Genomic DNA, 21,647 nt, shown 5'->3' with positions numbered 1-21,647 from the left:
GCCTTTTTTATTGCCTTTGTCTTGTACCAGAACAGGCAGCGCGAACCCTCAGTTTTTCTCAGCCCGCTCACGCAACCCTTTCAGGGTATTGAACGGCGCATCGACCACGAACTTGTTAGCCACCATCGCCGGCACACTGCCGCCCGGCTCGGTGTGCACCTGGTAGGTCACTTCTGTCGTGTCACCCTTGGGCACCAACTTCCAGAAGCCCTCGACTTTCGCCACCCGCACGAACCCCTTCTCCTCCGGGAGATAGGTCGGCTCTTCCTTCAGGTTACGCGTCAGGCTACCGTCCGCCTCCTTGACCGTGGTGATGTGCAGCACCGAGTCCCGCGGGGTGACCGGCCATGGCGTGTTGAACTGGGTGTAGGTCCAGCTCTGGTCACCTTCATGCTTGAGCAGCTTCTGCGACTTGCACTCATGAATCCAGGCACACGCCCCGGCTACGTCCTCTTGCAGCGCCTCGACCTTGGCCAGCGGCGCCTTGATCACGGTAACGCCGCGGTAGGCCTTGTACTTGGAGCCCGCCACTTCACTGGTGGAAACCTTGATCCCCTCCTCGTCCTTGGCCACCTGCCAGTTCTCGGCCCAGGCAGCGGGCGCCAGCAACACACCCATGCCACACAGCAGTGCAATACGCTTGAACGATCTCATCATCTTTATCCTTATTGTCGAAGATCCAGCCTGTCACGCCGCCGTCATCTGCTCCCACCAACCGAGAATCCTGATTGCCTCATCGCGATCACTGCCGCACACCTCGATGTCTGCCTTGAACCCACCGCACACCGCCGGCCGCTCGGGCTTGCCGAACAGGTCGCAGAGGTTGTCGACGGTCAGGTGCAGGCAGCGCTCGCCGGCCGGCTTGCCTTGGGGCATGCGCGGCATTGCAGAGCTGATGGACGGGGCGATGCAGCAGGCACCGCAACCCTCACGGCAATTCATGGTTATTCACCAAAATCAGGTCTCCCTGGAGCAAAACGGGACGAACGTCCCCGGATAGTAACCGCTCAAACATGCGTTTGAAATTGCTGGCCCGATGAAATATGCCGTGACCCAGCAGTCAGTTGCCTGGCTATTGGCGGTACTCGAACTCGATTGCCGCCCCTTCTACCTCGCGGCGGCTTTCATTGCGCAGTTGCAGCTGCATTTCGTTGCTGATCAAGCGGCCATTGAGCTGGAACGGGCTTTCATCGCTCTGTGGCTTTTCAGTGAACATGGCCGGCAGCAAAGGTTTGCGTCGCGTGGCCGAACTGCCCACATTCGGCTCAAGGTCGTTGACCATGTCGACAGGCAAACTCAGATCCAGCGCGGGCTTGGGCAACGGTGTAGCCACCGCCTTGCTGACCGGTTTATGCGGCGTACGCTTTTTGGCAGGCTTGGCAGCTTTGTTAGCGGCCTGCTTCGACGCAGGCTTGGCCACGGGCTTTTGCACGGGCTTGGCTTGGGAGGCCTGCGCCTGGCCGGCAGGCTGCGCAGCCTGGGCGACACCGCTGAAACAGCAGATCGGCACCAGGCAAAAACTCAGAGCGATACAGCGCAACAGTTTCATGGACATCGGCAGTCAGGCTGGAAAATGCATATGCTCCCTGTTCCGCCTGCGCCTGACAAGCCTACAAAAGTGAACCTGTAGTCTCTCTGCACAATTGCTGGGCCAAAAGCCCCAGGGTAATCACCGCCCGCTCGGCCTCTTTGTTCCACGGGATACCGCAGTTAAGCCGAATGCAGTGGTTGAATTGCTCGGTGTTACTGAAGATCAACCCCGGCGCGATACTGATGCCCTGCTCCAGCGCCCGCACATGCAGGTCCTGGGTATTGACCCGCCCCGGCAGGCTCACCCAGAGAATGAAACCGCCGGTAGGCCGGGTCATCTGCGTGCCTTCTGGGAAGTGCTGCTGCACCGCCAACTGGTAAGCACTGAGGTTCTTGCGGTACTCCTGGCGGATGTAGCGCAGGTGCCGGTCATAGCCGCCGTTTTCCAGGTAAGCGGCCACCCCCATCTGCGTCACGCTGCAGGCCGAATGGGTGGTGAAGGTCTGCAGGCGCTGGATTTCGTCCTGGTACCGCCCCGCCACCATCCAGCCGACACGCACCCCTGGCGACAAGGTCTTGGAAAAGCTCGAGCAATAGATCACCCGGTCCAGCCGGTCGAACGCCTTAAGCGCCTTGGTCTTGCCTTGTTCGAACATCAATTCGCCATAGATGTCGTCTTCGACGATCTGGATATCGAAGTCCGAAGCCAGGCGCAGCAACTGTTTTTGCCGTTCTTCAGGGATGGTGCCGCCCAGCGGGTTGCTCAGGCGCGACGTCAGCACCAACGCCTTGATCGACCACTGGTTGGCGGCCAACTGCAAGGCTTCCAGGCTGATCCCGGTGGACGGGTCGCTTGGAATTTCGATCACTTTCAGGCCCAGCAGGTCAGCCAACTGCAGCAAACCGTAGTAAGTCGGCGACTCGGCGGCGATCAAGTCCCCCGGGCGGGTCAGCACGCGCAGCGACATCTGCAAGGCATCGACGCAGCCATGGGTGACGATGATTTCACGCGGGTCGACCAGCACACCGGCATCGCGCATGCGGATGGCGATCTGCCGGCGCAGCGGCTCGAAGCCTGGGCTGAACATGTAACTGAACGCACGTGGGCTATGGAAGCGGGTCACCTTGGCAATCTGCTGATGCAGGGCGCGCACCGGCAGGTAATCCACATGAGGCACCGCAGCACCGAACGGAAACACGCCGTCGCGGCGCGCTTCGGTCAACACCTGCTGAATGATGCTGGCCCGGGTCACCAGGCCAGGGCGCTCGACCCGGGCGATATCCGGTGTTTGCGCGGTCAAGGCTGGGGTCTGGTGAACGTAGTAGCCCGACTGCGGGCGCGCGCGGATCAGCCCCTGGTCTTCAAGATTGGCATAGGCCTGCAGCACCGTGGCATGGCTGACATTGAGCTGGGCGCTCATCTTGCGCACGGAGGGCACGCGCTCGCCCGGCTGGTAGACACCGCGGCGGATGTCCTCGGCCAGTTGCTGGGCGATACGCTGGTAAAGCAGCAGGTTGGTCATGGCGATATCTCGACGCGCGGACGGGCTCGTTATTGTTGTGCGACTCACTGACGGCACAGAATACCGTAACAGTTGCGAAGTGTACTGGGACAGATTGCAGAATAGCCAACACTACAGTCGCGTGACAGTACCCCAGCGCAGGAACTCACCCACTCACCGATAATCGGTGTAGGAGCAGCCTTGTGCTGCGAAGAGGCCGGTAATAACAGCACAATTCTCTAGGGCTGCTACCGGCCTCTTCGCAGCGCAAGGCTGCTCCTACAAGGGTCGGGGATCAACGCGCGGGGGCGAGCTTGCCTTTGTCGTCAGAAAAGACGATTTCTACCCGGCGATTCTGCGCCCTGCCCCGCTCCGAAGCATTGGCTTCGATCGGGTACTGGTCACCATAGCCTTCAACCTCCAGACGCTTTTCGTCGATGCCCAGGTCCACCAGCATGTCAGCCACCGCCTGCGCGCGATCACGCGAGAGCTTCAGGTTGTCTTCCGGGGCGCCGGTGCTGTCGGTGTAACCCTCGATGCGCACCACACGGCGCGGGTTGAGCTGGAGGAACTGCACCAGTTTGAGCACCGTACGGCTGGCCGAATTCTTCAGGTCGGCACGCCCGGTATCGAACAGCACATCGCCCAAGGTCATCACCAGGCCACGGTCCGTCTGCTCCGAAGCCAATGCGGCAATCTGCGACTCGACCCACTTGCCTTGCTGCTGCACGCTGGCAAGCTTCGCTTCACGCAGCGCCAATTGCAGGCGTTGGCGCTCCAGGTCGAGCTTGGCCAGGCGCTCCTGGTTCAATGCAAGCTTGGCATGCTCGCTGGCAATTTCGCTGTAGCGCTGGCTCAGGTAGGCGTAGTGGCGCACATCGGTACCGGTGCCGATATAACTGGACAGGCGCTCGGCACGCGCCAGCGACTCACCGGCACGAATTACATCGCGCGGCGCACTGCGCAGCACGTCGGAGTCGTCTTTTACCTTCTGGAAGGTGGCACTGGCTTCATCCAACGCCGCCTCGCTGCGATGGCTGGCGCACCCGTGCAAGCCTGCCGTCAACGCCAGCAACACCAGCGCCGTCATGGGTGTATGGCGCATCATGGCTGCACCTCCAGCTGTTTGCGCAGGCGCGTAACCCGCGATTGCAGCACTTGCAGCTGCTCTTCACTCTTCTGGTTCAGCACCTGAGCCTCGGCCAGGCGTGCATCCAGCTCGGCCTGCTCGGCACGCATGCGCGCATCGCGAAAATCTTCGGTAAGCATGTTGGTCTTGGCCCGGGCCAGCTTGTCTTCGGCCAGCTTCAGCGCCTCGACCTGCTCGGTGGCGCCAACGGCCTTGGCCTGTTCCAGCGCCTGCTCGGAAATGCGCAGTTGCTCGTTCGGCGCCGGGTCGTTGGCGCAACCCGCCAGGCCGAGCATGGCCAGAGCAAGGAATAGTGGTTGGATTCTCACGCAATCTTCCTAATGTTTGGGGGCGTCCAGCGGCACCTGCATCTGCGCCTTCCAGCGCTCGACATTTCGTTGCAGCACAGCCTCGGACGCACCGGAGATCGGCAATTCTGTCAGTTTTTTCGCCAATTGCCCACGCAACCAGCTGTCATTGCACGCCGAGTTGTGCGACACGGCCAGGTACAGCCCTGGGCGATCGACTGGCAGGCCGCGGGCAATCAGGTCGTTGCTCATGCCCAGGCTCTGGGTCATGGCCATGCCGGAATAGCGCCCGGCGAGCACATAGTCCACCTGCCCCAGCACCAGTTTCTGGAATGCCTGGGTCAGGTTTTGCGCAGGCTGCAACTTCAGGTGGGCTTTGGCGAACGCTTCAAAGGCCGGCGTGAGACGCGCGCGCTCAGACAAACTGCCCTGGTACTTGGCCAGGTCTGCCGGGCCCTCGAAGGCCAGCTCGGCGTCATGCCGCGTCCAGACCAGGTATTCGTTCAACTGCAACGGCGGGTGGATGTAGTCCAGTGCGGTCAGCTGGCCGACCTGCAGGGGCGTATCGAGCAGCAGGTCCATTCGCCCACTGCGCACTTCCTCCAGCGCCTGATCGCGTCGCCCAGCACTCAGCACGTCCACCTTCACACCCAGCTCACTGGCCACCTGCTGCAACAGGTCGACATTGGCGCCGATCAGGTGCTTGGGGTCTTTCGGGTCCTGCCAGGAATACGGGGGCGCATCGGGGCTGCCGGTCGCGACCAAACGTTCGCACTTGCCTGCCGCCATCGCGCCGGGCGCCAGCAACGCCGCCATGCATGCCAGCACCCCGCCTGCTTTACGCAGCACCATTGCTCACTCCTTGTATTGCTTGGCCCGGCCCATCAGGTACACGCCGCACCTGTAGGAGCAGCCTTGTGCTGCGAAAGGGCCGGCATGACCAACAAATTTCTGTGGCTGTGACTGCCTCTTCGCAGCACAAGGCTGCTCCGACAGGAACCGCGACAAGCACTGCATCGGAAAAGGCCATAAAAAAACCCGGCCCTCAGTACGAGGGCCGGGCTTCTTTATAAGTGAAGCAGGCGGATCAGACCAGCTTTTCCAGCTCCGGAACCGCTTCGAACAGGTCAGCGACCAGGCCGTAGTCGGCCACCTGGAAGATCGGTGCCTCTTCGTCCTTGTTGATCGCAACGATCACTTTGGAGTCTTTCATGCCGGCCAGGTGTTGGATCGCGCCGGAGATACCGACGGCGATGTACAGCTGCGGTGCGACGATCTTGCCGGTCTGGCCGACCTGCATGTCGTTCGGCACAAAGCCTGCGTCGACTGCGGCGCGCGAGGCACCGACGGCGGCGCCGAGCTTGTCGGCCAGGCTGTACAGGTGCTTGAAGTTGTCACCGTTGCCCATGCCACGGCCGCCGGAAACGACGATCTTGGCAGCGGTCAGTTCTGGGCGGTCGGACTTGGCCAGCTCTTCACCGACGAAGGTGGAGATACCGGCGTTGTGCGCAGCGCCAACAGTTTCGACAGCAGCGGAACCGCCTTCGGCAGCAACGGCGTCAAAACCGGTGGTACGCACGGTGATGACCTTGACCGCAGCGCTCGATTGCACGGTGGCAATGGCGTTACCGGCATAGATCGGGCGCTTGAAGGTGTCGGCCGATTCAACCGAGATGATCTCGGAGATCTGGTCGACGTCCAGCAGTGCGGCGACGCGTGGCAGGATGTTCTTGCCGTTGGTGGTGGCCGGGGCCAGCACGTGGCTGTAACCCTTTGCCAGCTCGACGATCAGCGGCGCGACGTTTTCTGGCAGGACGTGGGCGTAGGCTGCGTTGTCAGCAACCAGTACCTTGGCAACACCCGCGATCTTGGCAGCAGATTCGGCAACGCCGCCGACGTTCTGGCCAGCGACCAGCACGTGCACATCACCACCGATCTTGGCGGCTGCGGCGACAGTGTTCAGGGTGGACGGGGCTACAGCACCGTTTTCGTATTCAGCGACAACCAGGATAGTCATTTAGATTACCTTCGCTTCGTTCTTCAGCTTCTCGACCAGTTCGGCCACCGACTTGACCTTGATACCTGCGCTGCGTGCAGCCGGCGCTTCGACTTTCAGGGTCTTGTTGGTGGAAGCGAGCGATACGCCCAGCGCGTCTGGCGTAACGGTCTCCAGCGGCTTCTTCTTGGCCTTCATGATGTTCGGCAGCGACGCGTAGCGCGGCTCGTTCAGGCGCAGGTCGGTGGTGACGATCGCTGGCAGGCTCAGCGATACGGTCTGCAAGCCGCCATCGATTTCACGGGTGACGTTCAGCTTGTCGCCAGCGACTTCAACCTTGGAGGCGAAGGTGCCTTGGGCGTAGCCGGTCAGCGCAGCCAGCATCTGACCGGTCTGGTTGTTGTCGCTGTCGATGGCCTGCTTGCCGAGAATGACCAGCTGTGGCTGCTCTTTGTCGACAACGGCTTTCAGCGCTTTGGCCACGGCCAGCGAATTCAGCTCATCAGCGGCTTCGACCAGAATGGCACGATCGGCACCCAGTGCCAGCGCAGTACGCAGCTGCTCCTGGGCAGTGGTCGGGCCGACGGAAACGACGACGATCTCGGTCGCAACGCCCTTCTCTTTCAGGCGTACGGCTTCCTCAACGGCGATTTCGCAGAAGGGGTTCATGGACATCTTGACGTTTGCAAGGTCGACGCCGGAGTTGTCCGCTTTGACGCGAACCTTGACGTTGTAGTCGACCACTCGTTTGACAGCTACAAGAACCTTCATGGATTCCTCGTTACTCTCCGGTGAATAGAAAGTCGCCTGGGGACATGCCCGGCGATGCGCGTGGGTACAAGGGCACCTCTAAAAACGTACCGGGAGAAGCAAACTTCAAGGTGACCGAGCAGTCTTGTCGCGACGCTTGCGGCAAATACCCGCGGGTCATTTTCTGTGGTGGCGTGTAAACTCCACTACATACCGTGAATTGGCCCGAAAGCCTTACTCCACACCTGGTCTTTAGAGGTGTACCTGCGCCCGGCGGTAAGCCTACGGCGAACGTAAAACCGCTCGTATCTTGACCGCAACACCCAATCCGGTCAATACGGCAAATCGGTCACCCTCCAGCCGTACGCCTGTGATTTTACTGGCCTGCGGCAAATTCAAACAAACGTTTGTATTGGACCCGCCAAGTGGTGTAGATATAATGCGCGGCCAAGACAAAACGGTGTAGTCCATCCTCTGCGCTGCTACAGCTCCGCTCCCGTGAAGCGCGGTGCGCATGATCACCCCACACCCATAAGACAAAGCAACAGCACGAGCCTTGATGAGTAGGAGAGAACCAGTGGAACGCGAATACATGGAATTCGACGTGGTCATCGTCGGCGCCGGCCCGGCGGGGCTGTCCGCCGCCTGCCGCCTGAAGCAGAAGGCCGCCGAAGCCGGTAGCGAGATCAGCGTCTGCGTGGTCGAAAAAGGCTCCGAAGTCGGTGCGCACATCCTCTCCGGTGCGGTGTTCGAGCCGCGCGCACTGAACGAACTGTTCCCTGACTGGAAGGCACTCGGCGCGCCGCTGAACACCGAGGTCAAGCGCGACGATATCTATGTGCTGAAGGATGCAGGCAGCTCGACCAAGGTCCCCGACCTGTTCGTGCCCAAGACCATGCACAACCACGGCAACTACATCATCTCCCTGGGCAACCTGTGCCGCTGGCTGGCCCAGCAGGCCGAAAACCTGGGCGTTGAAATCTACCCAGGCTTCGCTGCCCAGGAAGCGCTGTTCGATGAAAACGGCGTGGTGCGTGGCATCGTCACCGGCGACCTGGGTGTCGACCGCGAAGGCAACCCGAAAGACGGCCTGTACACCCCTGGCATGGAACTGCGCGCCAAGTACACGCTGTTCGCCGAAGGTTGCCGCGGCCATATCGGCAAGCAGCTGATCAAGCGCTTCAACCTCGACAGCGAGTCCGACGTCCAGCACTACGGCATCGGCCTCAAGGAAATCTGGGAAATCGACCCAAGCAAGCACGAGCAGGGCCTGGTGGTGCACACCGCAGGCTGGCCGCTGGACGTGATGAGCACCGAAAACACCGGTGGTTCGTTCCTCTATCACCTGGAAAACAACCAGGTGGTGGTGGGCCTGATCGTCGACCTGTCCTACAGCAATGCCTACCTGTCGCCGTTCGATGAGTTCCAGCGCCTGAAGCACCACCCGGTGATCAGCCAGTACCTTGAAGGCGGCAAGCGCATCAGCTACGGCGCCCGCGCCTTGGCCAAAGGCGGCATCAACTCACTGCCGAAGATGGTCTTCAACGGCGGTGCGCTGATCGGTTGCGATTTGGGCACCATGAACGTGGCCAAGATCAAGGGCAGCCACACGGCGATGAAGTCCGGCATGCTTGCCGCTGAAGCCGTTGCCGACGCCTTGATCGCCGGTAGCGAGGGCGGCGACCAGCTCAATGGCTACGTCACCGCGTTCAAGGCCAGCTGGCTCCACGAAGAATTGTTCGCCAGCCGTAACTTTGGCCCAGCCATGCACAAGTTCGGCCCACTGCTCGGTGCGGCATTCAACTATGTTGACCAGAACTGGTTCGGCGGCAAGCTGCCCTTCACGCTGCACGACACCAAGCCGGATTATGCCTGCCTCAAGCTCGCAGCCGACTCGAAAAAGATCGACTACCCGAAACCGGACGGCAAGCTCAGCTTCGACAAGCTCAGCTCGGTATTCCTCTCCAGCACCAACCATGAAGAGGAACAACCCTGCCACCTGAAGCTGACCGACCCGAACATCCCGATCGCCAGCAACCTACCGCTGTACGACGAGCCGGCCCAGCGTTACTGCCCTGCCGGCGTGTACGAAGTGGTCAGCCAGGATGACGGCAGCAAGCGCTTCCAGATCAACGCGCAAAACTGCGTGCACTGCAAGACCTGCGACATCAAGGACCCCGCCCAGAACATCACCTGGGTAACCCCTGAAGGCGCCGGCGGGCCGAACTACCCGAACATGTAAGGCCCCCTGCCCTTGCGGCACTAAAAAGCCCCCGCCTCGTGAGAGCCGGGGGCTTTTTAGTGCCTACCTGCATCAGGCAGTGCGTACTTCTTCGAACAGTTCCGGGTGGGTTGGCTAATAGGTTATTCCAATAGCCCCCACCCGAAAGTCTGCCTCACCACCTACCAGCCGCTACTGGCTCATTTGTCACCGCACATGATTGGCATGGGCTCCGCCGCAAACGCCAAGGGCTCGCGACGCCCGAAGTACAGGGCAGTAAGCAGCCCCACCATGCCCATGATCAGACAAAACCCGACACACACCCATGGGCTCCAAGGCATCAAGGCGATCAGCGCCAGCGGCGTGGTGCTGGCCCACAGGGCATAGGCGACGTTATAGGTGAAGGAAATGCCCGACACCCGGATCTGCGCAGGGAACAGCCCGACCATCACCGACGGCACCACGCCCACCACGCCACAGCACAGCCCTGCCACGGCATAAGCCAGCCAGGTTGCGCCCCACTGGCCCACCAGGCTTGCATACAACACACCGATGCCCAGCGGCAGCAGCAGGCTGTACATCATCAGGGCACGCCAGGCGCCCAGGCGATCGACCAGCAGGCCGGCCAGCACACAACCGATATTAAGGAAGACAATACCCGCACTGCTGAGGGCAAAGGTGTGCCCGGCAGTCATGCCAAAACGCTGTTGCATCACCGTCGGCGTGATCACCACCAGCACCACCACCGCCGACGTCAGCACACAGGTCAGCAGCGCCGCGGGGATCAGCGCCCGGCGATGCTCGCCCAGGACGCGCCGCAGCGGAAACGCCACCGGCTGCTCCTGACGCTCGCGCAAGGCCAGGAACACGGGCGTTTCACTGAGCCACCGGCGCAGCCACACACCTATCACGCCAAACACCCCACCCAGCAGGAAGGGGTAGCGCCAGGCATGGTCGAGAATTTCTTCGGGGGTAAACACCTGCGCCAGCAGCGTGGCCGTCAGTGCGCCCAGCAAGTAACCGAAGGTAAGCCCAGCCTGCAAGAAGCCCAGGGCATAGCCCCGTCGCCCAGGTGGCGCATGCTCGGCAACGAACGTCCAGGCACTGGGCACTTCGCCGCCGACAGCCGCCCCCTGCAGAATGCGCAGCGCCAGCAGAATCAACGGCGCGGCGTAGCCGATATCGGCGTACGTCGGCATCACACCGATCAGCAGGCACGGCAGGGCCATCATCAGGATGCTCAGGCTGAACACCCGCTTGCGCCCCAGATGATCGGCGAAATGCGCCATCAGGATGCCGCCCAGTGGCCGCGCCAGGTAACCGGTGACGAAGATCCCGAAGCTTTGCAGCAGGCGCAGCCATTCAGGCATTTCTGGCGGGAAAAATAGCTTGCTGAGGGTCAGGGCGAAGAACACGAAGATGATGAAATCGTAGATTTCCAGCGCGCCACCCAGTGCCGCCAGGCCCAAGGTCCGGTGGTCGCCACGGCTGAAGCGTGGCGGGCGAGCGGTATCGATGGCAGTCATGGCAGAGTCCGCAGATCGGCAAAGGGCAAGAGGATAGCAAATAGCTGCCCCCTTGCCCCGCCCACATCGGCGCTAGCGGCTGAAGACCGTGTGCGCGAAGTTCACCCGCGGGCGCGGGTGCAGCGCGCTGGCGGGCACGGCAGCTGGCAGGGGCAGCTTGCCGACCAAAAGCGGCGCATCGATGATCGCCATGAACGATTCCAGTGCCTCGTTATCGGGCGCTTGCGGCAGGCTCACGCTCACGGATTGGCGCTCGGTTTGCGGCACCGAAGGCACTTGCAACTGCTGGGAGTGGTAAAGCAGGGCGTGCTGGATTTGCGTGCTCACCCGGCAGAAACGCGCCAGGTCGACGCCGACGTGGCTGGCCAGTTCGATGTTGCCAAGCAACAGATGAAAAGGCTGCAAGGCAGATTGCACCAGGCGTTGCAGCTCCTCGAAGCTGTCCACGGGCGCAATCCGGTAATAGCCCAGGCCATTGAGCAACTTTTCCAGCTGCAAGCGCTGGCTGGGGTGCTCGTCGGCGATGAGGATGCGCAGGGTCTTGTTTGCCATTTTCGGACCTGGGCAGTTAGGTAAAAAGGGACACTCCCTGACCATACTGCGCCAGTAACGGCAATCGCCAAAGCTTTGCCTGGCTGGGGTCTACCTAGATAGTTGTCGGGAAACCCGCAGAAATCAAGTCGATGCTTGACGGAATTTTCATTCGTCTTTCACCAGACTTTCAGGATTCCCACTCACGCATGCGCACCCGGCAGTGCTTCATGGCATTGACGATGTGCTTTTCCACCACGCTGCGAGACACCCCCAGGTGCTCGGCAATCTGCTGATGTGACAGGCCATCGAGCTTGCGCAACAGGAAGCAGTCGCGGCAGACCTTGCCCAGTTCATCCAGGGCGCGCTGCATCAGCGCCAGGCGCTGATCGAGCTGCATGTCATGGGTGGGTGCCGGGCTGTGCCAGCGCTCGTCGCTGTCGAGCACCTCCAGTGGCTCGGCCTGGCGAACCTGATGCCGCCGGTGGCGGTCGACCACCAGGTTGAGCGCGGTACGGTACAGAAAGGCACGCGGGTGCTCGATCCGTTCCGCATCGGTGCGCTCCAGCACCCGCAGATAAGCATCGTGCGCAACATCTTCGGCCGCCTGACGACTGCCCAGGCGCGCGGAAAGGAAGCCCACCAGTTCGCGATAGTAATGTTCCACGACGTTACCTGAGAGGGCCCTGCTGCTTTTTCTGAAAGCCATTTCACAAAGCTGTGCAGGACCGAAGTGATGTCAACGTGCGATCTTACAAATTATAATTATTCTCAGCAACACGACATCCTCCTGCCCTGTACGCTAAATCCCGCCCGCTAGCCTTCGTCTATCTGGGACCTCAGTGCGCGCCGCTTCTTGCGCTGCGCGTGGCCTTCACTCCTGGCTGGAAGTCTGCATGCGACGTTTACCCCACACCCGCCGTCGGCTACTGCTCAGTGGCTTGGCCCTGCTGAGCCTGGGCAGTTTGCTGGCCTGGAAGACCCTGCCCTTTGGCGCGCAGCCGATCAGCACAGTCGCCGTCACCCGTGCCGACATCGAAAGCAGCGTGACTGCCCTGGGCACCCTGCAGCCGCGGCGCTACGTCGACGTGGGCGCCCAGGCTTCCGGGCAGATCCACACGCTGCACGTTGAAGCCGGTGACCAGGTACGCAAAGGCCAACTGCTGGTCGAGATCGACCCGTCCACCCAGCAAGCCAGGCTCGATGCCGGGCGTTACTCGATCGACAACCTCAAGGCACAACTGGCCGAGCAACGTGCACAGTTTCAACTGGCCCAGCAGCAGCTCAAGCGCCAGCGTGACCTGGCGGCCGCCGGTGCGACCCGTGACGAAGACGTGCAGACGGCCGCTGCCCAGCTCAAGGTGACTCAGGCCCGCATCGACATGTTCCAGGCGCAGATTCGTCAGGCCCAGGCCAACCTGCGCAGCGACGAGGCGGAACTGGGCTACACGCGCATTTATGCCCCCATGGACGGCACCGTGGTCGCGGTCGATGCCCGAGAAGGCCAGACCCTCAATGCCCAACAGCAGACCCCTCTGATCCTGCGCATCGCCAGGCTTTCGCCAATGACCGTCTGGGCCCAGGTGTCGGAAGCCGACATCGGCAAGGTCAAGCCCGGCATGACCGCCTACTTCACCACCTTGGCCGGCGGCAAGCGCCGCTGGACCAGCACGGTCCGGCAGATCCTGCCGATCCCGCCTAAACCGCTGGACCAGAGCAGCCAGGGCGGCGGCAGCCCGACCAGCGCCACCAATGGCACCACCGGCAGCCAGGTGGTGCAGTACACCGTGCTGCTGGATGTCGACAACCCGGATGGCGCCCTGATGGCCGAGATGACCACGCAGGTGTTCTTTGTCGCCGGCCAGGCCAGCCAAGTGCTGACCGTGCCGCTTGCCGCACTGGACGACAACAATGGCTTGCGCCTCGCCCGGGTACTCAACAGCAAAGGCGAAGTGGAACAGCGCCAGGTCCAGACCGGCCTGAGCGACCGGCTGCGGGTGCAGGTACTTGACGGCCTCAGCGAAGGCGAGCGCCTGGTGATCGGCGCCCCCAGCGTCAGCGGAGGTTGAATGACTACGCCCCTGATCGAACTGATCGACATCCGTAAATCCTACGGCGGCGTCGATACCCCCAAGGTCGACATTCTCCAAGGCATCAGCCTGAGCATCCACCCCGGCGAGTTCGTCGCCATTGTCGGCGCCTCCGGCTCCGGCAAATCGACGCTGATGAATATCCTCGGCTGCCTCGACCGGCCAACCGCTGGCAGCTACCACTTTGCGGGCAAGGACGTGGCCGAGCTGGACAGCGACGAACTGGCCTGGTTACGCCGTGAAGCCTTTGGCTTCGTCTTCCAGGGCTACCACCTGATCCCTTCGGGCTCGGCCCAGGAGAACGTCGAGATGCCGGCCATCTATGCCGGTATCGCCGCCAGCGAGCGGCACGCGCGCGCCACCGCCCTGCTCACCCGCCTGGGCCTGGCCAGCCGCACGGGCAACCGCCCGCACCAGTTGTCCGGCGGCCAGCAACAACGCGTATCGATTGCCCGGGCACTGATGAACGGTGGCCACATCATCCTCGCCGACGAACCCACCGGCGCGCTCGACAGCCACAGCGGCACCGAAGTCATGGCGCTGCTCGACGAACTGGCCAGCCAGGGCCATGTGATCATCCTGATTACCCACGACCGCGACGTGGCGGCGCGGGCGCAGCGGGTCATTGAAATCCGCGATGGCCTGATCATCAGCGATTCGGCCGCCGAGCAGCCACCGCCCCCCACACGCCAAGGGCTGCAGGCCGACGACCTGCGCCAGCGCCTGGGCCGCGGCGCCACCCTGCGCGGGGCCTGGAAAGGTGAACTGGTCGAAGCCCTGCAGGCCGCCTGGCGAGTGATGTGGGTCAACCGTTTTCGCACCGCCCTGACCCTGCTCGGCATCGTCATCGGGGTAGCCTCGGTGGTGGTCATGCTGGCCGTCGGCGAAGGCAGCAAGCGCCAGGTCATGGCGCAAATGGCGGCGTTTGGCTCGAACGTGCTCTACCTCAATGGCAAGCCGGCAACGCTGGGTGAACAGGCCGGCACCATCACCCTCGACGACGTCGCGGCCATCGGCGAGCTGCCCCAGGTCAAGCACGTCATGCCGGTGATCGGCGACAAACTGATGGTGCGCCACGGCAACAACAGCCAGCAGTTTTATGTCGGCGGCAACAACATCTGGTTCCCGGAGATCTTCAACTGGCCGGCGGTCGAGGGCGCCTTCTACACCGAGGCCGACGAAGCCAGTGCCGCGCCTGTGGCGGTGATCGGCCAGAAGGTGCGGGAAAAGATGCTGGACCCTGGGCGCGACCCGCTGGGGCAATACATCCTGATCGGCAATGTGCCGTTCCAAGTCGTCGGCATTCTCGCCGGTAAAGGCGCCAGTTCCGGCGACCAGGACAGCGACGGGCGCATCGCGGTGCCCTATTCCGCCGCGGCTATCCGCCTGTTCGGCCAGCGCGACCCAGACTACATCGCCGTCGCCGCGCACGACTCCACCCGGGTCAATGAAGCCGAAGTGGCCATCGATCACTTGCTGCGCCAGCGTCACCAGGGCCGTCAGGATTTCGAGCTGACCAACGACGCAGCACTGATCCAGGCCGAAGCACGCACGCAGAACAGCTTGTCGCTGATGTTGGGGGCGATTGCCGCGATCTCATTGTTGGTGGGCGGCATCGGAGTCATGAACATCATGCTCATGACCGTGCGCGAGCGTACTCGTGAGATTGGCATCCGCATGGCCACCGGCGCGCGCCAGCGCGACATCCTGCGGCAGTTTCTCAGCGAGGCCGTGATGCTGTCGATGGTCGGCGGCGTGGCCGGCATCGTCCTGGCCCTGGCCATCGGCGGCGGCCTGATGCTGGCCGAGGTTGCCGTAGCCTTCGCCCTGCCTGCCATATTCGGCGCGTTCGCCTGCGCTGTCGTCACCGGCATCGTGTTCGGCTTCATGCCGGCCCGCAAAGCCGCCCGACTCGACCCGGTCAAAGCCCTTACCAGCGAATAATCCATGACCTTGCCAAGCCGTATCAGCCTGTTGACCTTGTGCCTGAGCCTTGCCGCCTGCAGCACGCCGCCCACGCCTGACAGCGGGATTGCCGCGCCGCACGCCTGGCAAGGCGAGGCCGCGCCGTCATCCACCGAGCTGCCATCAGCACAGTGGTGGCGCGCGTTTGCCAGCAGCGAGCTGGACCGCCTGGTCGAGCGCGCCCGGCTCAACGCCTATGACCTCGCGGCCGCCACGGCGCGTGTGCGCCAGGCCCAGGCCCAGGCCGTCATCGCTGGCGCGCCATTGCTGCCCGAACTGAACCTGGGCCTGGATGGCAGCCGCCAGCGGCTGTTGAAGGGTGAAGGCAACGACCAACTGGACGTCAGCAGCAGCGAACGCACCAGCACCGCGTTCGACCTCAAACTCAGCGCCAGCTACGAGATCGACTTCTGGGGTGGCCTGCGCGCAGCACGGGCCAGTGCCTTGCGCAGCCTCGATGCCAGCCGCTTCGACCGGCAGACGGTCGAGCTGACCTTGGTCAGCGCCGTGGCCGACAGCTACCTGCAAGGCCTGGCCCTGGAAGCGCAACTGAACATCGCCCGGCTCAACCTGCGCAATGCACGTGACGTGCTGGGCCTGGTCGAAGCCCGCCAGCGCACCGGCTCGGCCACACGCCTGGAACTGGCCCAACAGCGCAGCCTGGTGGCTGCCCAGGAGCGGCAAGTGCCGTTGCTCGAACAGCAGTGGCAAGACAGCCGGGTCACCTTGGCGACGCTGCTCGGCGACCCGGTGCAGGCCCTGCCGCCCAGCCGTGAAGCGTTCGATGCGCTGCAGTGGCCGTCCATTGGCAGCGGCGTCCCCAGCGACCTGCTGGCCCGTCGCCCCGACATCGCCGCCGCCGAAGCGCGGCTGGCAGCGGCCAGCGCCAACGTACAGGTGGCCAGGGCGGCGATGCTGCCCAAGCTGACCCTAGGGGCCAACCTGGGCAGTGGCGCCAATACCTTTGCTCATGTGCTCGACAGCTCGTTTTATACCCTCAGCGCCGGGCTGGTCGCGCCGATCTTCAACAACGGCCGGCTGCGCGCTTCTCGCGACCTGGCCGAGGCCGAGCAAGCTGAGTTGCTGGAGACTTACCGGGGCAGCATCCTGGCCGGTTTCGCCGATGTCGAGAAAGCGCTCAATGCGATTCACGGCGTGGACCGCCAACGCCGCTGGCAGGACGAGGAAGTGCAGGAGGCGCGCCTGGCTTTCGAGCTGGCCCAGCAGCGCTATGGCGCGGGCGCCGAGACCCTGCTCAGCGTGCTTGAAACCCAGCGCACCCTTTACCTGGCCCAGGATCAGCAGGCGCAGCTGCGCTTGGCACGGCTGCAAGGGAGTGTGGCGCTGTACAAGGCGTTGGGGGGTGGGTGGAAGGTTGAGCGGTAGTGTAGGGCGATGGATTTGCTGCGGGTTCGAGATCGAGCGCCGCCCGCGCGGCGCTCGATCTAAAACCCACCGAAAATCCCTCGCCCTACACCCCGATCCCATCCCCCAATCCCCCTCAAAGCGACCGCTGCGCCACCTTCAGATTGCGCGCATACCAAGGCCGCTGGGGCACCTTCGGTCGCAACTTGTCGAACAGGTCTTCATCGCTGTAGATGATGCGCAAAGCCAGCTTCATCGTCTCCGGGTCCATCTCGACGCTGCGCCCCGGCCGCAAGCCCGGCACCGTCGAGCAACCATGGGTGTCAGGCCCTAGCCAAGGGTCCGACACTTCGACCCAGCGCCCTGGCGCAAACCAAGGCACGCCATTGACTTCCAGGCGCCGCACCTCGCCGGGGTGAACCCGCTCATGGGCGCGGAACCAGTCCTCGATGCGGTCATCGATCCAGCCATGAAAGTGCCAGAACACCGGGTTTACATGGGACGAAAACGGGTCACCCAGAAAGTCGTTTTCGGCCGCAAACCAACGCGCTGCAAAGTCGTCAGGCGTGCGCGCCGTCGGCACCGGCATGCCGTTGGCCGGGTCACGCGGCACCGAAGCCCAGCGCATGTGCAGCCAGTCATGCAGGCCCAGCTCCACCTCTGAACCGAACTGGCCCAGGGTCAGTGTGCTCAGGTAGTCCGGGTCGCTGTAACGCGACTCCCAGACCTGGAAGTTGCCATGGTAGGTATCCGGGTGCTTGATGTCGCGCACCCACTGGGTGTATTCCGCATCACCACTCGCCAACCAGGTGGGCGGCAAGGCGTTGCCGTCATGGTTGTCCCAATAGCGTGCGAACCCGGCACGGTCGCGCTCAAGCTCCGGTTGTGGCTGCGGAAACCGCGTCCATGAAGGCAGGTCCTGCAAGGCACGGGCACTGCCAAGCATGTGCCGGTGCATGAAAAAGAAATCCTCTCCCGAACCGTTGCGGTCCTTGTGCCGGCCGCGCGCGTCACGCTCCCGATCACGCGGCCCCGGCTGCCAGCCCAAGCCGCGCAGGGCGGCTTGCTTGTCTTTGTCCAGCTTGTGCCATTTGTCACGCGAGGAATGCCACAACTGGTGGAACAGTCGGTGCTCCGGGGTGATCAACCAGGCCAGCAGTTGCGGGCTTAACGGCGTGCGCTCGCGCGCCTCGGGGAAGGTGTGTTTCAGCGCCAGAAAGTGGTTGTCTTGCACCGGCAGCGACAACGCTCGGTCCAGTGGCGCAATGCGCCCGTTGAGGGTCGCAGGCCCGGCATTGCCGAAGCGGCCCCAGACCTCGTCGATGACGATATGGCATTCGTAGCGGGCCTGCACCTCACCTGGCCGGCTCGAGAACAAGCGCCAGCGTAAAGTGCCCGGTTTGTCTGCCAGCAGGTCGCCCACCACACGGTAACGCGGCTGTTCATCGCTGCGTAGGCGCTCAGGGGTATCCAAGTAGCCGCGCAACGCCCGCCCACTGGGCGCAACATCCAGGAACAGCTCCAGCTCGCCCTCAGGCAACCCTTGCAGGCCCGCGTCCTTGCCCTGCAAGGTCCAGCGCCAGATCCCGCGCAAGGTGTCACCCAACTGCTGCAGGTGCGTATCAGCCCGTTCGACGACCGCCTCGCCGGGGGTTTCCGGAAACGCCTCGGCGGCCCGCTGGCGCTGTACATACAACGCACCGGGCACCACCACGCCCGTCAATGCCACACCGGCGATGAACCCGCGTCGAGAAATCGTCATTGCAACTACCTGTGCATTTATTGCGGCCGTGGAGCACAGCCCGTCCAAGGCTAGAACGTTGTCCACACCGCGAAATTTACCGCTGCCGACGCAGGGGCGCCGCCACGGCTGGCTAAATTTCCACGGGGTGGGCTCGTTCACTCCAGGTAGCGGCGGCCTCTGTGCCCATCCCTCGACGGTGAACCTACTGAGACCAAGATGACGACTCCACGCTGGAAAAAAGCCCTGTTTATCAGCCTGGCCGCGGCCGTGACCGCAGGTGCCGGATTTGCCGCCTGGCACTACTTCACCACGCCGGCCGGCTACTCCAGAGAGGTGGTGCGCCAGGCCAACGACCTGCAGGAACGCATCATCTCGTTCGACAGCCATGTCACCCTGCCGCTGACTTTCGGCACTGAAGGCAGCGAGGCCGACAAGGATGGCAATGGCCGCTTCGACCTGGCCAAGGCCGCCCGCGGGCGGCTGTCTGGCGCCGCGCTGACGATCTTCGCCTGGCCCGAATCGTGGACCGGCGACGATGGCCCGCACCGGCCGACCGCAGGCTTCGTCGAAGCCGCACGCCACACCCAGGACGTGCGCTACAACGCCATCGACGCCATGGTCCGCGACTTCCCCGAACAGGTCGGTATCGCCTACACCCCGCAAGACATGCGACGCCTGCACGGCGAAGGCAAGTTCGCGGTGTTCCTCAGCATGCTCAATGCCTATGCCCTGGGCGACGATATCGACCAGCTCGACCGCTGGGCCGCCCGCGGCGTGCGCATGTTCGGCTTCAGCTACGTGGGCAACAACAGCTGGGCCGACTCTTCGCGCCCGTTGCCGTTTTTCAATGACACCGCCGATGCTTTGGACGGCCTTTCGCCAGTCGGCAAACGCGCCGTACAGCGCCTTAACGACCTGGGTGTGATCATCGATGTGTCGCAGATGTCGAGCAAGGCACTGACCCAGGCGGTCAGCCTCAGCCGCGCGCCGGTGGTGGCGTCGCACTCTGCGCCACGCGCCATGGTCGACATTGCCCGCAACCTGTCCGACAAGGAAATGCAACTGATCAAGGACAGCGGCGGCGTGATTCAACTGGTGGCCTTCTCCACCTACCTCAAGCCACTGAGCGCGAAAACCCAGGACAAACTCAACGCCCTGCGCGCCCGCTACGACTTGCCACCGCTGGCCAACCTCAACTACGCGCTGATGCCGGGTGACCCGGTCATCGCCGGCTGGCCCGAGCAGAAGGTGGGCCAGTACGCCAACGCGTTGTACGGCATCCTCGACGAAGAGCCACCGGCCACGCTCAAAGACTTCGGCGACGCCATCGACTACACGGTGCGCAAGGTCGGCATCGACCATGTGGGGCTGAGCTCGGACTTCAATGAAGGCGGCGGCATCGACGGTTGGCACGACGCAAGCGAAGCGCGCAACGTCACTGCCGAACTGATCACCCGGGGCTATTCCGAGGCCGATATCGCCAAGCTCTGGGGCGGCAACTTCCTGCGGGTGTGGGAGCAGGTGCAGCACGCCGCGCAACCCGCCACCACTTCGTCCCGATAACCCTGCGAGCGCCTTCATGAACGACCGCCGTACCTTCCTCAAGCAGGCAGGCCTGCTGGCCGCGGCCCTGCCCTTGGCCAGCCAGTTGCTGCCGGGCGCTCAGGCCGCGCCATTACCACCCGCTGGCAGCGACGCCTGGGCCGCCTTTCGCGGCCTGTTCGACCTGGACCCCGCCTACGCGCACTTCGCCAACTTTCTGATCACGTCACACCCAAAGCCGGTGCGCGAGGCCATCGAGGCCTTGCGTGCGAGCTTCGACCGCCACCCGGCGCGCAGGGTTGACTGGGACAGCCAGGCGGAGTGGAAGCACGAGGCCGCAGTGCGTGAATGGGCCGGTCGCTACCTTGAGGTAACCCCCCGACAGATCGCCCTGACCGGCAGCACCACGGAAGGCCTGGGCCTGATCTATGGCGGCCTGAAGCTTGCACCTGGGCAGGAAATTCTCACCACCGTGCACGAGCATTCGGCGGCGCGCCAGACGATGAGTTTCCGCACGGCACGCGATGGCACGCCGGTGCGCCGCTTGCGCCTGTTCGAGAACCCGTCACAGGTGAGCACCGACCAGGTACTCGGCACCCTGGCTGCGGCCATCAGCGCCAAGACGCGGGTACTGGGCATGACCTGGGTCCATTCCGGCAGTGGTGTGAAGCTGCCGGTGGGTGAGATTGGCGCGCTGGTGCGCGAGGTCAATCGCCAGCGCGACGAGAAGGACCACATTATTTACGTGATCGACGGGGTACATGGCTTTGGCGTCGAGGACATGCGCTTTGCCGACCTGAACTGCGACTACTTCATCGCCGGCACCCACAAGTGGATGTTCGGGCCACGTGGCACCGGGATCATCTGCGCGGCCTCCACCGAGCTCAAGCAGCTGAACCCGACCATTGCCACGTTTTCCGAGAATGAAGACTTCGCCACCATCATGACCCCAGGCGGCTACCATGCCTTTGAGCATCGCTGGGCGCTGGGCAAGGCATTCGAGCTGCACCTGCAGCAGGGCAAGGCGAATATCCAGGCGCGTATTCATGGGCTCAATGACTACCTCAAGCAGCGTCTTGAGGCGGTTGAAGCGGTCGAACTGGTGACGCCGCGCAGTGCCCAGTACTCGGCTGGGTTTACCTTTTTCAGGGTCAAGGGCCAGGATGCGGATGACGTGGCCGGGTATCTCAACAGCCAGCGCATTGTCGTCGATGCCGTGTCACGTGATGCTGGGCCGGTGGTGCGTACCGCGCCTGGGCTGCTGAACACCGAGGCCGAGATCGACCGCTTGGTCGATGTGCTGGGGCGGCGGGTGCGTAGTTCGTGACGAATGCTGGGGGCGCTTTGCGCCCCTTTCGCGACGCAAGGCCGCTCCTACAGGCTGAGGATAGCGCTGGACGTGTAAGAGCGGCCTTGCGTCGCGAAAGGGCCGCAAAGCGGCCCCAGTG

General features: G+C 63.2%; 19 protein-coding genes. 6 read left to right on the top strand and 13 right to left on the bottom strand.

Annotation, left to right across the window (positions count from 1 at the left end; translation table 11 throughout):
• Positions 1–48: 48 nt before the first annotated feature.
• The 9 genes from QOS90_RS06415 to QOS90_RS06375 form a co-directional block, all read right to left on the bottom strand.
• Positions 49–654, bottom strand: coding sequence for an START domain-containing protein (locus tag QOS90_RS06415; protein WP_027592879.1), 606 nt, complete (start codon positions 652–654; stop codon positions 49–51).
• Positions 655–687: 33 nt separating this feature from the next.
• The gene (locus QOS90_RS06410) at positions 688–942 is read right to left on the bottom strand and encodes a YkgJ family cysteine cluster protein (protein ID WP_027592880.1); all 255 of its coding nucleotides are present in this window, start codon (positions 940–942) and stop codon (positions 688–690) included.
• A 130-nt stretch (positions 943–1,072) separates the two neighbouring features.
• Positions 1,073–1,549, bottom strand: a complete 477-nt coding sequence (locus QOS90_RS06405) for a hypothetical protein (RefSeq protein ID WP_085272564.1) — start codon at positions 1,547–1,549, stop codon at positions 1,073–1,075.
• A 61-nt stretch (positions 1,550–1,610) separates the two neighbouring features.
• Positions 1,611–3,053 carry an aminotransferase-like domain-containing protein gene (locus QOS90_RS06400; RefSeq protein WP_027592882.1) on the bottom strand — a complete coding sequence of 481 codons (1,443 nt, stop codon included), beginning with the start codon at positions 3,051–3,053 and terminating at the stop codon, positions 1,611–1,613.
• Between the two features lie 274 nt (positions 3,054–3,327).
• Positions 3,328–4,140 (bottom strand): OmpA family protein, encoded by an 813-nt coding sequence (locus QOS90_RS06395; RefSeq protein ID WP_085272563.1) that lies wholly within the window; start codon positions 4,138–4,140, stop codon positions 3,328–3,330.
• Positions 4,137–4,490: a DUF4398 domain-containing protein gene (locus QOS90_RS06390; RefSeq protein ID WP_027592884.1), complete on the bottom strand. Its 354-nt coding sequence runs from the start codon at positions 4,488–4,490 to the stop codon at positions 4,137–4,139. Before QOS90_RS06390 ends, QOS90_RS06395 begins: the two co-directional genes overlap by 4 nt.
• 9 nt (positions 4,491–4,499) lie before the next feature.
• Positions 4,500–5,321, bottom strand: a complete 822-nt coding sequence (locus tag QOS90_RS06385) for a substrate-binding periplasmic protein (RefSeq protein WP_085272562.1) — start codon at positions 5,319–5,321, stop codon at positions 4,500–4,502.
• Between the two features lie 235 nt (positions 5,322–5,556).
• Positions 5,557–6,486, bottom strand: coding sequence for an electron transfer flavoprotein subunit alpha/FixB family protein (locus QOS90_RS06380; protein ID WP_027592886.1), 930 nt, complete (start codon positions 6,484–6,486; stop codon positions 5,557–5,559).
• Positions 6,487–7,236: an electron transfer flavoprotein subunit beta/FixA family protein gene (locus QOS90_RS06375; protein WP_027592887.1), complete on the bottom strand. Its 750-nt coding sequence runs from the start codon at positions 7,234–7,236 to the stop codon at positions 6,487–6,489.
• A gap of 538 nt (positions 7,237–7,774) precedes the next feature.
• Here QOS90_RS06375 and QOS90_RS06370 point away from each other — a divergent pair.
• Positions 7,775–9,457: an electron transfer flavoprotein-ubiquinone oxidoreductase gene (locus QOS90_RS06370; protein WP_085272561.1), complete on the top strand. Its 1,683-nt coding sequence runs from the start codon at positions 7,775–7,777 to the stop codon at positions 9,455–9,457.
• A 179-nt stretch (positions 9,458–9,636) separates the two neighbouring features.
• On the opposite strand, the gene QOS90_RS06365 is transcribed toward QOS90_RS06370, so the two are convergent.
• The 3 genes from QOS90_RS06365 to QOS90_RS06355 all read right to left on the bottom strand — a co-directional run bounded on the left by QOS90_RS06365 (position 9,637) and on the right by QOS90_RS06355 (position 12,160).
• Entirely contained in the window at positions 9,637–10,962 is a 1,326-nt protein-coding gene (locus tag QOS90_RS06365) for an MFS transporter (protein ID WP_027592891.1), read from the bottom strand.
• A 72-nt stretch (positions 10,963–11,034) separates the two neighbouring features.
• Positions 11,035–11,514 carry a response regulator gene (locus tag QOS90_RS06360; protein ID WP_027592892.1) on the bottom strand — a complete coding sequence of 160 codons (480 nt, stop codon included), beginning with the start codon at positions 11,512–11,514 and terminating at the stop codon, positions 11,035–11,037.
• Between the two features lie 169 nt (positions 11,515–11,683).
• Complete coding sequence (locus QOS90_RS06355; RefSeq protein ID WP_027592893.1) at positions 11,684–12,160, bottom strand: sigma-70 family RNA polymerase sigma factor; 477 nt, start codon at positions 12,158–12,160, stop codon at positions 11,684–11,686.
• 229 nt (positions 12,161–12,389) lie between these two features.
• Between QOS90_RS06355 and QOS90_RS06350 the strand changes: the two genes are divergently transcribed.
• Genes QOS90_RS06350 through QOS90_RS06340 form a run of 3 tightly spaced genes read left to right on the top strand, consistent with a single transcriptional unit; the run spans position 12,390 to position 16,934 of the window.
• Complete coding sequence (locus QOS90_RS06350) at positions 12,390–13,562, top strand: efflux RND transporter periplasmic adaptor subunit (protein ID WP_085272560.1); 1,173 nt, start codon at positions 12,390–12,392, stop codon at positions 13,560–13,562.
• Positions 13,563–15,527, top strand: coding sequence for a MacB family efflux pump subunit (locus QOS90_RS06345; RefSeq protein WP_085272559.1), 1,965 nt, complete (start codon positions 13,563–13,565; stop codon positions 15,525–15,527). It abuts the gene before it with no gap.
• A gap of 3 nt (positions 15,528–15,530) precedes the next feature.
• The gene (locus tag QOS90_RS06340) at positions 15,531–16,934 is read left to right on the top strand and encodes an efflux transporter outer membrane subunit (protein ID WP_085272558.1); all 1,404 of its coding nucleotides are present in this window, start codon (positions 15,531–15,533) and stop codon (positions 16,932–16,934) included.
• Between the two features lie 115 nt (positions 16,935–17,049).
• Here QOS90_RS06340 and pvdP read toward each other — a convergent pair whose 3' ends face one another.
• A complete protein-coding gene (gene pvdP, locus QOS90_RS06335) occupies positions 17,050–18,675 on the bottom strand; it encodes a pyoverdine maturation tyrosinase PvdP (RefSeq protein WP_085272557.1) in 1,626 nt (541 codons plus the stop codon).
• A gap of 198 nt (positions 18,676–18,873) precedes the next feature.
• Here pvdP and pvdM point away from each other — a divergent pair, with 198 nt between their 5' ends.
• On the top strand, positions 18,874–20,220 hold the full coding sequence (pvdM, locus tag QOS90_RS06330; RefSeq protein WP_085272556.1) for a pyoverdine-tailoring dipeptidase-like protein PvdM: 1,347 nt from the start codon (positions 18,874–18,876) through the stop codon (positions 20,218–20,220).
• A gap of 16 nt (positions 20,221–20,236) precedes the next feature.
• Entirely contained in the window at positions 20,237–21,526 is a 1,290-nt protein-coding gene (pvdN, locus tag QOS90_RS06325; protein ID WP_085272555.1) for a pyoverdine-tailoring periplasmic protein PvdN, read from the top strand.
• Positions 21,527–21,647: the final 121 nt, after the last annotated feature.

Origin of the sequence: Pseudomonas sp. LAIL14HWK12:I10, from assembly GCF_900184205.1 — a bacterium.
Taxonomy (GTDB): Bacteria; Pseudomonadota; Gammaproteobacteria; order Pseudomonadales; family Pseudomonadaceae; genus Aquipseudomonas; species Aquipseudomonas kermanshahensis.
Note: the sequence above shows the minus strand (reverse complement) of the source record. Positions and strands in the feature narration are given on the sequence as shown.

Bases quoted from the DNA above. Each gene is read 5' to 3' on its own strand.
- QOS90_RS06415 (WP_027592879.1), bottom strand. From the start codon at position 654: ATGAGATCGTTCAAGCGTATTGCACTGCTGTGTGGCATGGGTGTGTTG.
- QOS90_RS06410 (WP_027592880.1), bottom strand. From the start codon at position 942: ATGAATTGCCGTGAGGGTTGCGGTGCCTGCTGCATCGCCCCGTCCATC.
- QOS90_RS06405 (WP_085272564.1), bottom strand. From the start codon at position 1,549: ATGAAACTGTTGCGCTGTATCGCTCTGAGTTTTTGCCTGGTGCCGATC.
- QOS90_RS06400 (WP_027592882.1), bottom strand. From the start codon at position 3,053: ATGACCAACCTGCTGCTTTACCAGCGTATCGCCCAGCAACTGGCCGAG.
- QOS90_RS06395 (WP_085272563.1), bottom strand. From the start codon at position 4,140: ATGATGCGCCATACACCCATGACGGCGCTGGTGTTGCTGGCGTTGACG.
- QOS90_RS06385 (WP_085272562.1), bottom strand. From the start codon at position 5,321: ATGGTGCTGCGTAAAGCAGGCGGGGTGCTGGCATGCATGGCGGCGTTG.
- QOS90_RS06380 (WP_027592886.1), bottom strand. From the start codon at position 6,486: ATGACTATCCTGGTTGTCGCTGAATACGAAAACGGTGCTGTAGCCCCG.
- QOS90_RS06375 (WP_027592887.1), bottom strand. From the start codon at position 7,236: ATGAAGGTTCTTGTAGCTGTCAAACGAGTGGTCGACTACAACGTCAAG.
- QOS90_RS06370 (WP_085272561.1), top strand. From the start codon at position 7,775: ATGAGTAGGAGAGAACCAGTGGAACGCGAATACATGGAATTCGACGTG.
- QOS90_RS06365 (WP_027592891.1), bottom strand. From the start codon at position 10,962: ATGACTGCCATCGATACCGCTCGCCCGCCACGCTTCAGCCGTGGCGAC.
- QOS90_RS06360 (WP_027592892.1), bottom strand. From the start codon at position 11,514: ATGGCAAACAAGACCCTGCGCATCCTCATCGCCGACGAGCACCCCAGC.
- QOS90_RS06350 (WP_085272560.1), top strand. From the start codon at position 12,390: ATGCGACGTTTACCCCACACCCGCCGTCGGCTACTGCTCAGTGGCTTG.
- QOS90_RS06345 (WP_085272559.1), top strand. From the start codon at position 13,563: ATGACTACGCCCCTGATCGAACTGATCGACATCCGTAAATCCTACGGC.
- QOS90_RS06340 (WP_085272558.1), top strand. From the start codon at position 15,531: ATGACCTTGCCAAGCCGTATCAGCCTGTTGACCTTGTGCCTGAGCCTT.
- pvdP (WP_085272557.1), bottom strand. From the start codon at position 18,675: ATGACGATTTCTCGACGCGGGTTCATCGCCGGTGTGGCATTGACGGGC.
- pvdM (WP_085272556.1), top strand. From the start codon at position 18,874: ATGACGACTCCACGCTGGAAAAAAGCCCTGTTTATCAGCCTGGCCGCG.
- pvdN (WP_085272555.1), top strand. From the start codon at position 20,237: ATGAACGACCGCCGTACCTTCCTCAAGCAGGCAGGCCTGCTGGCCGCG.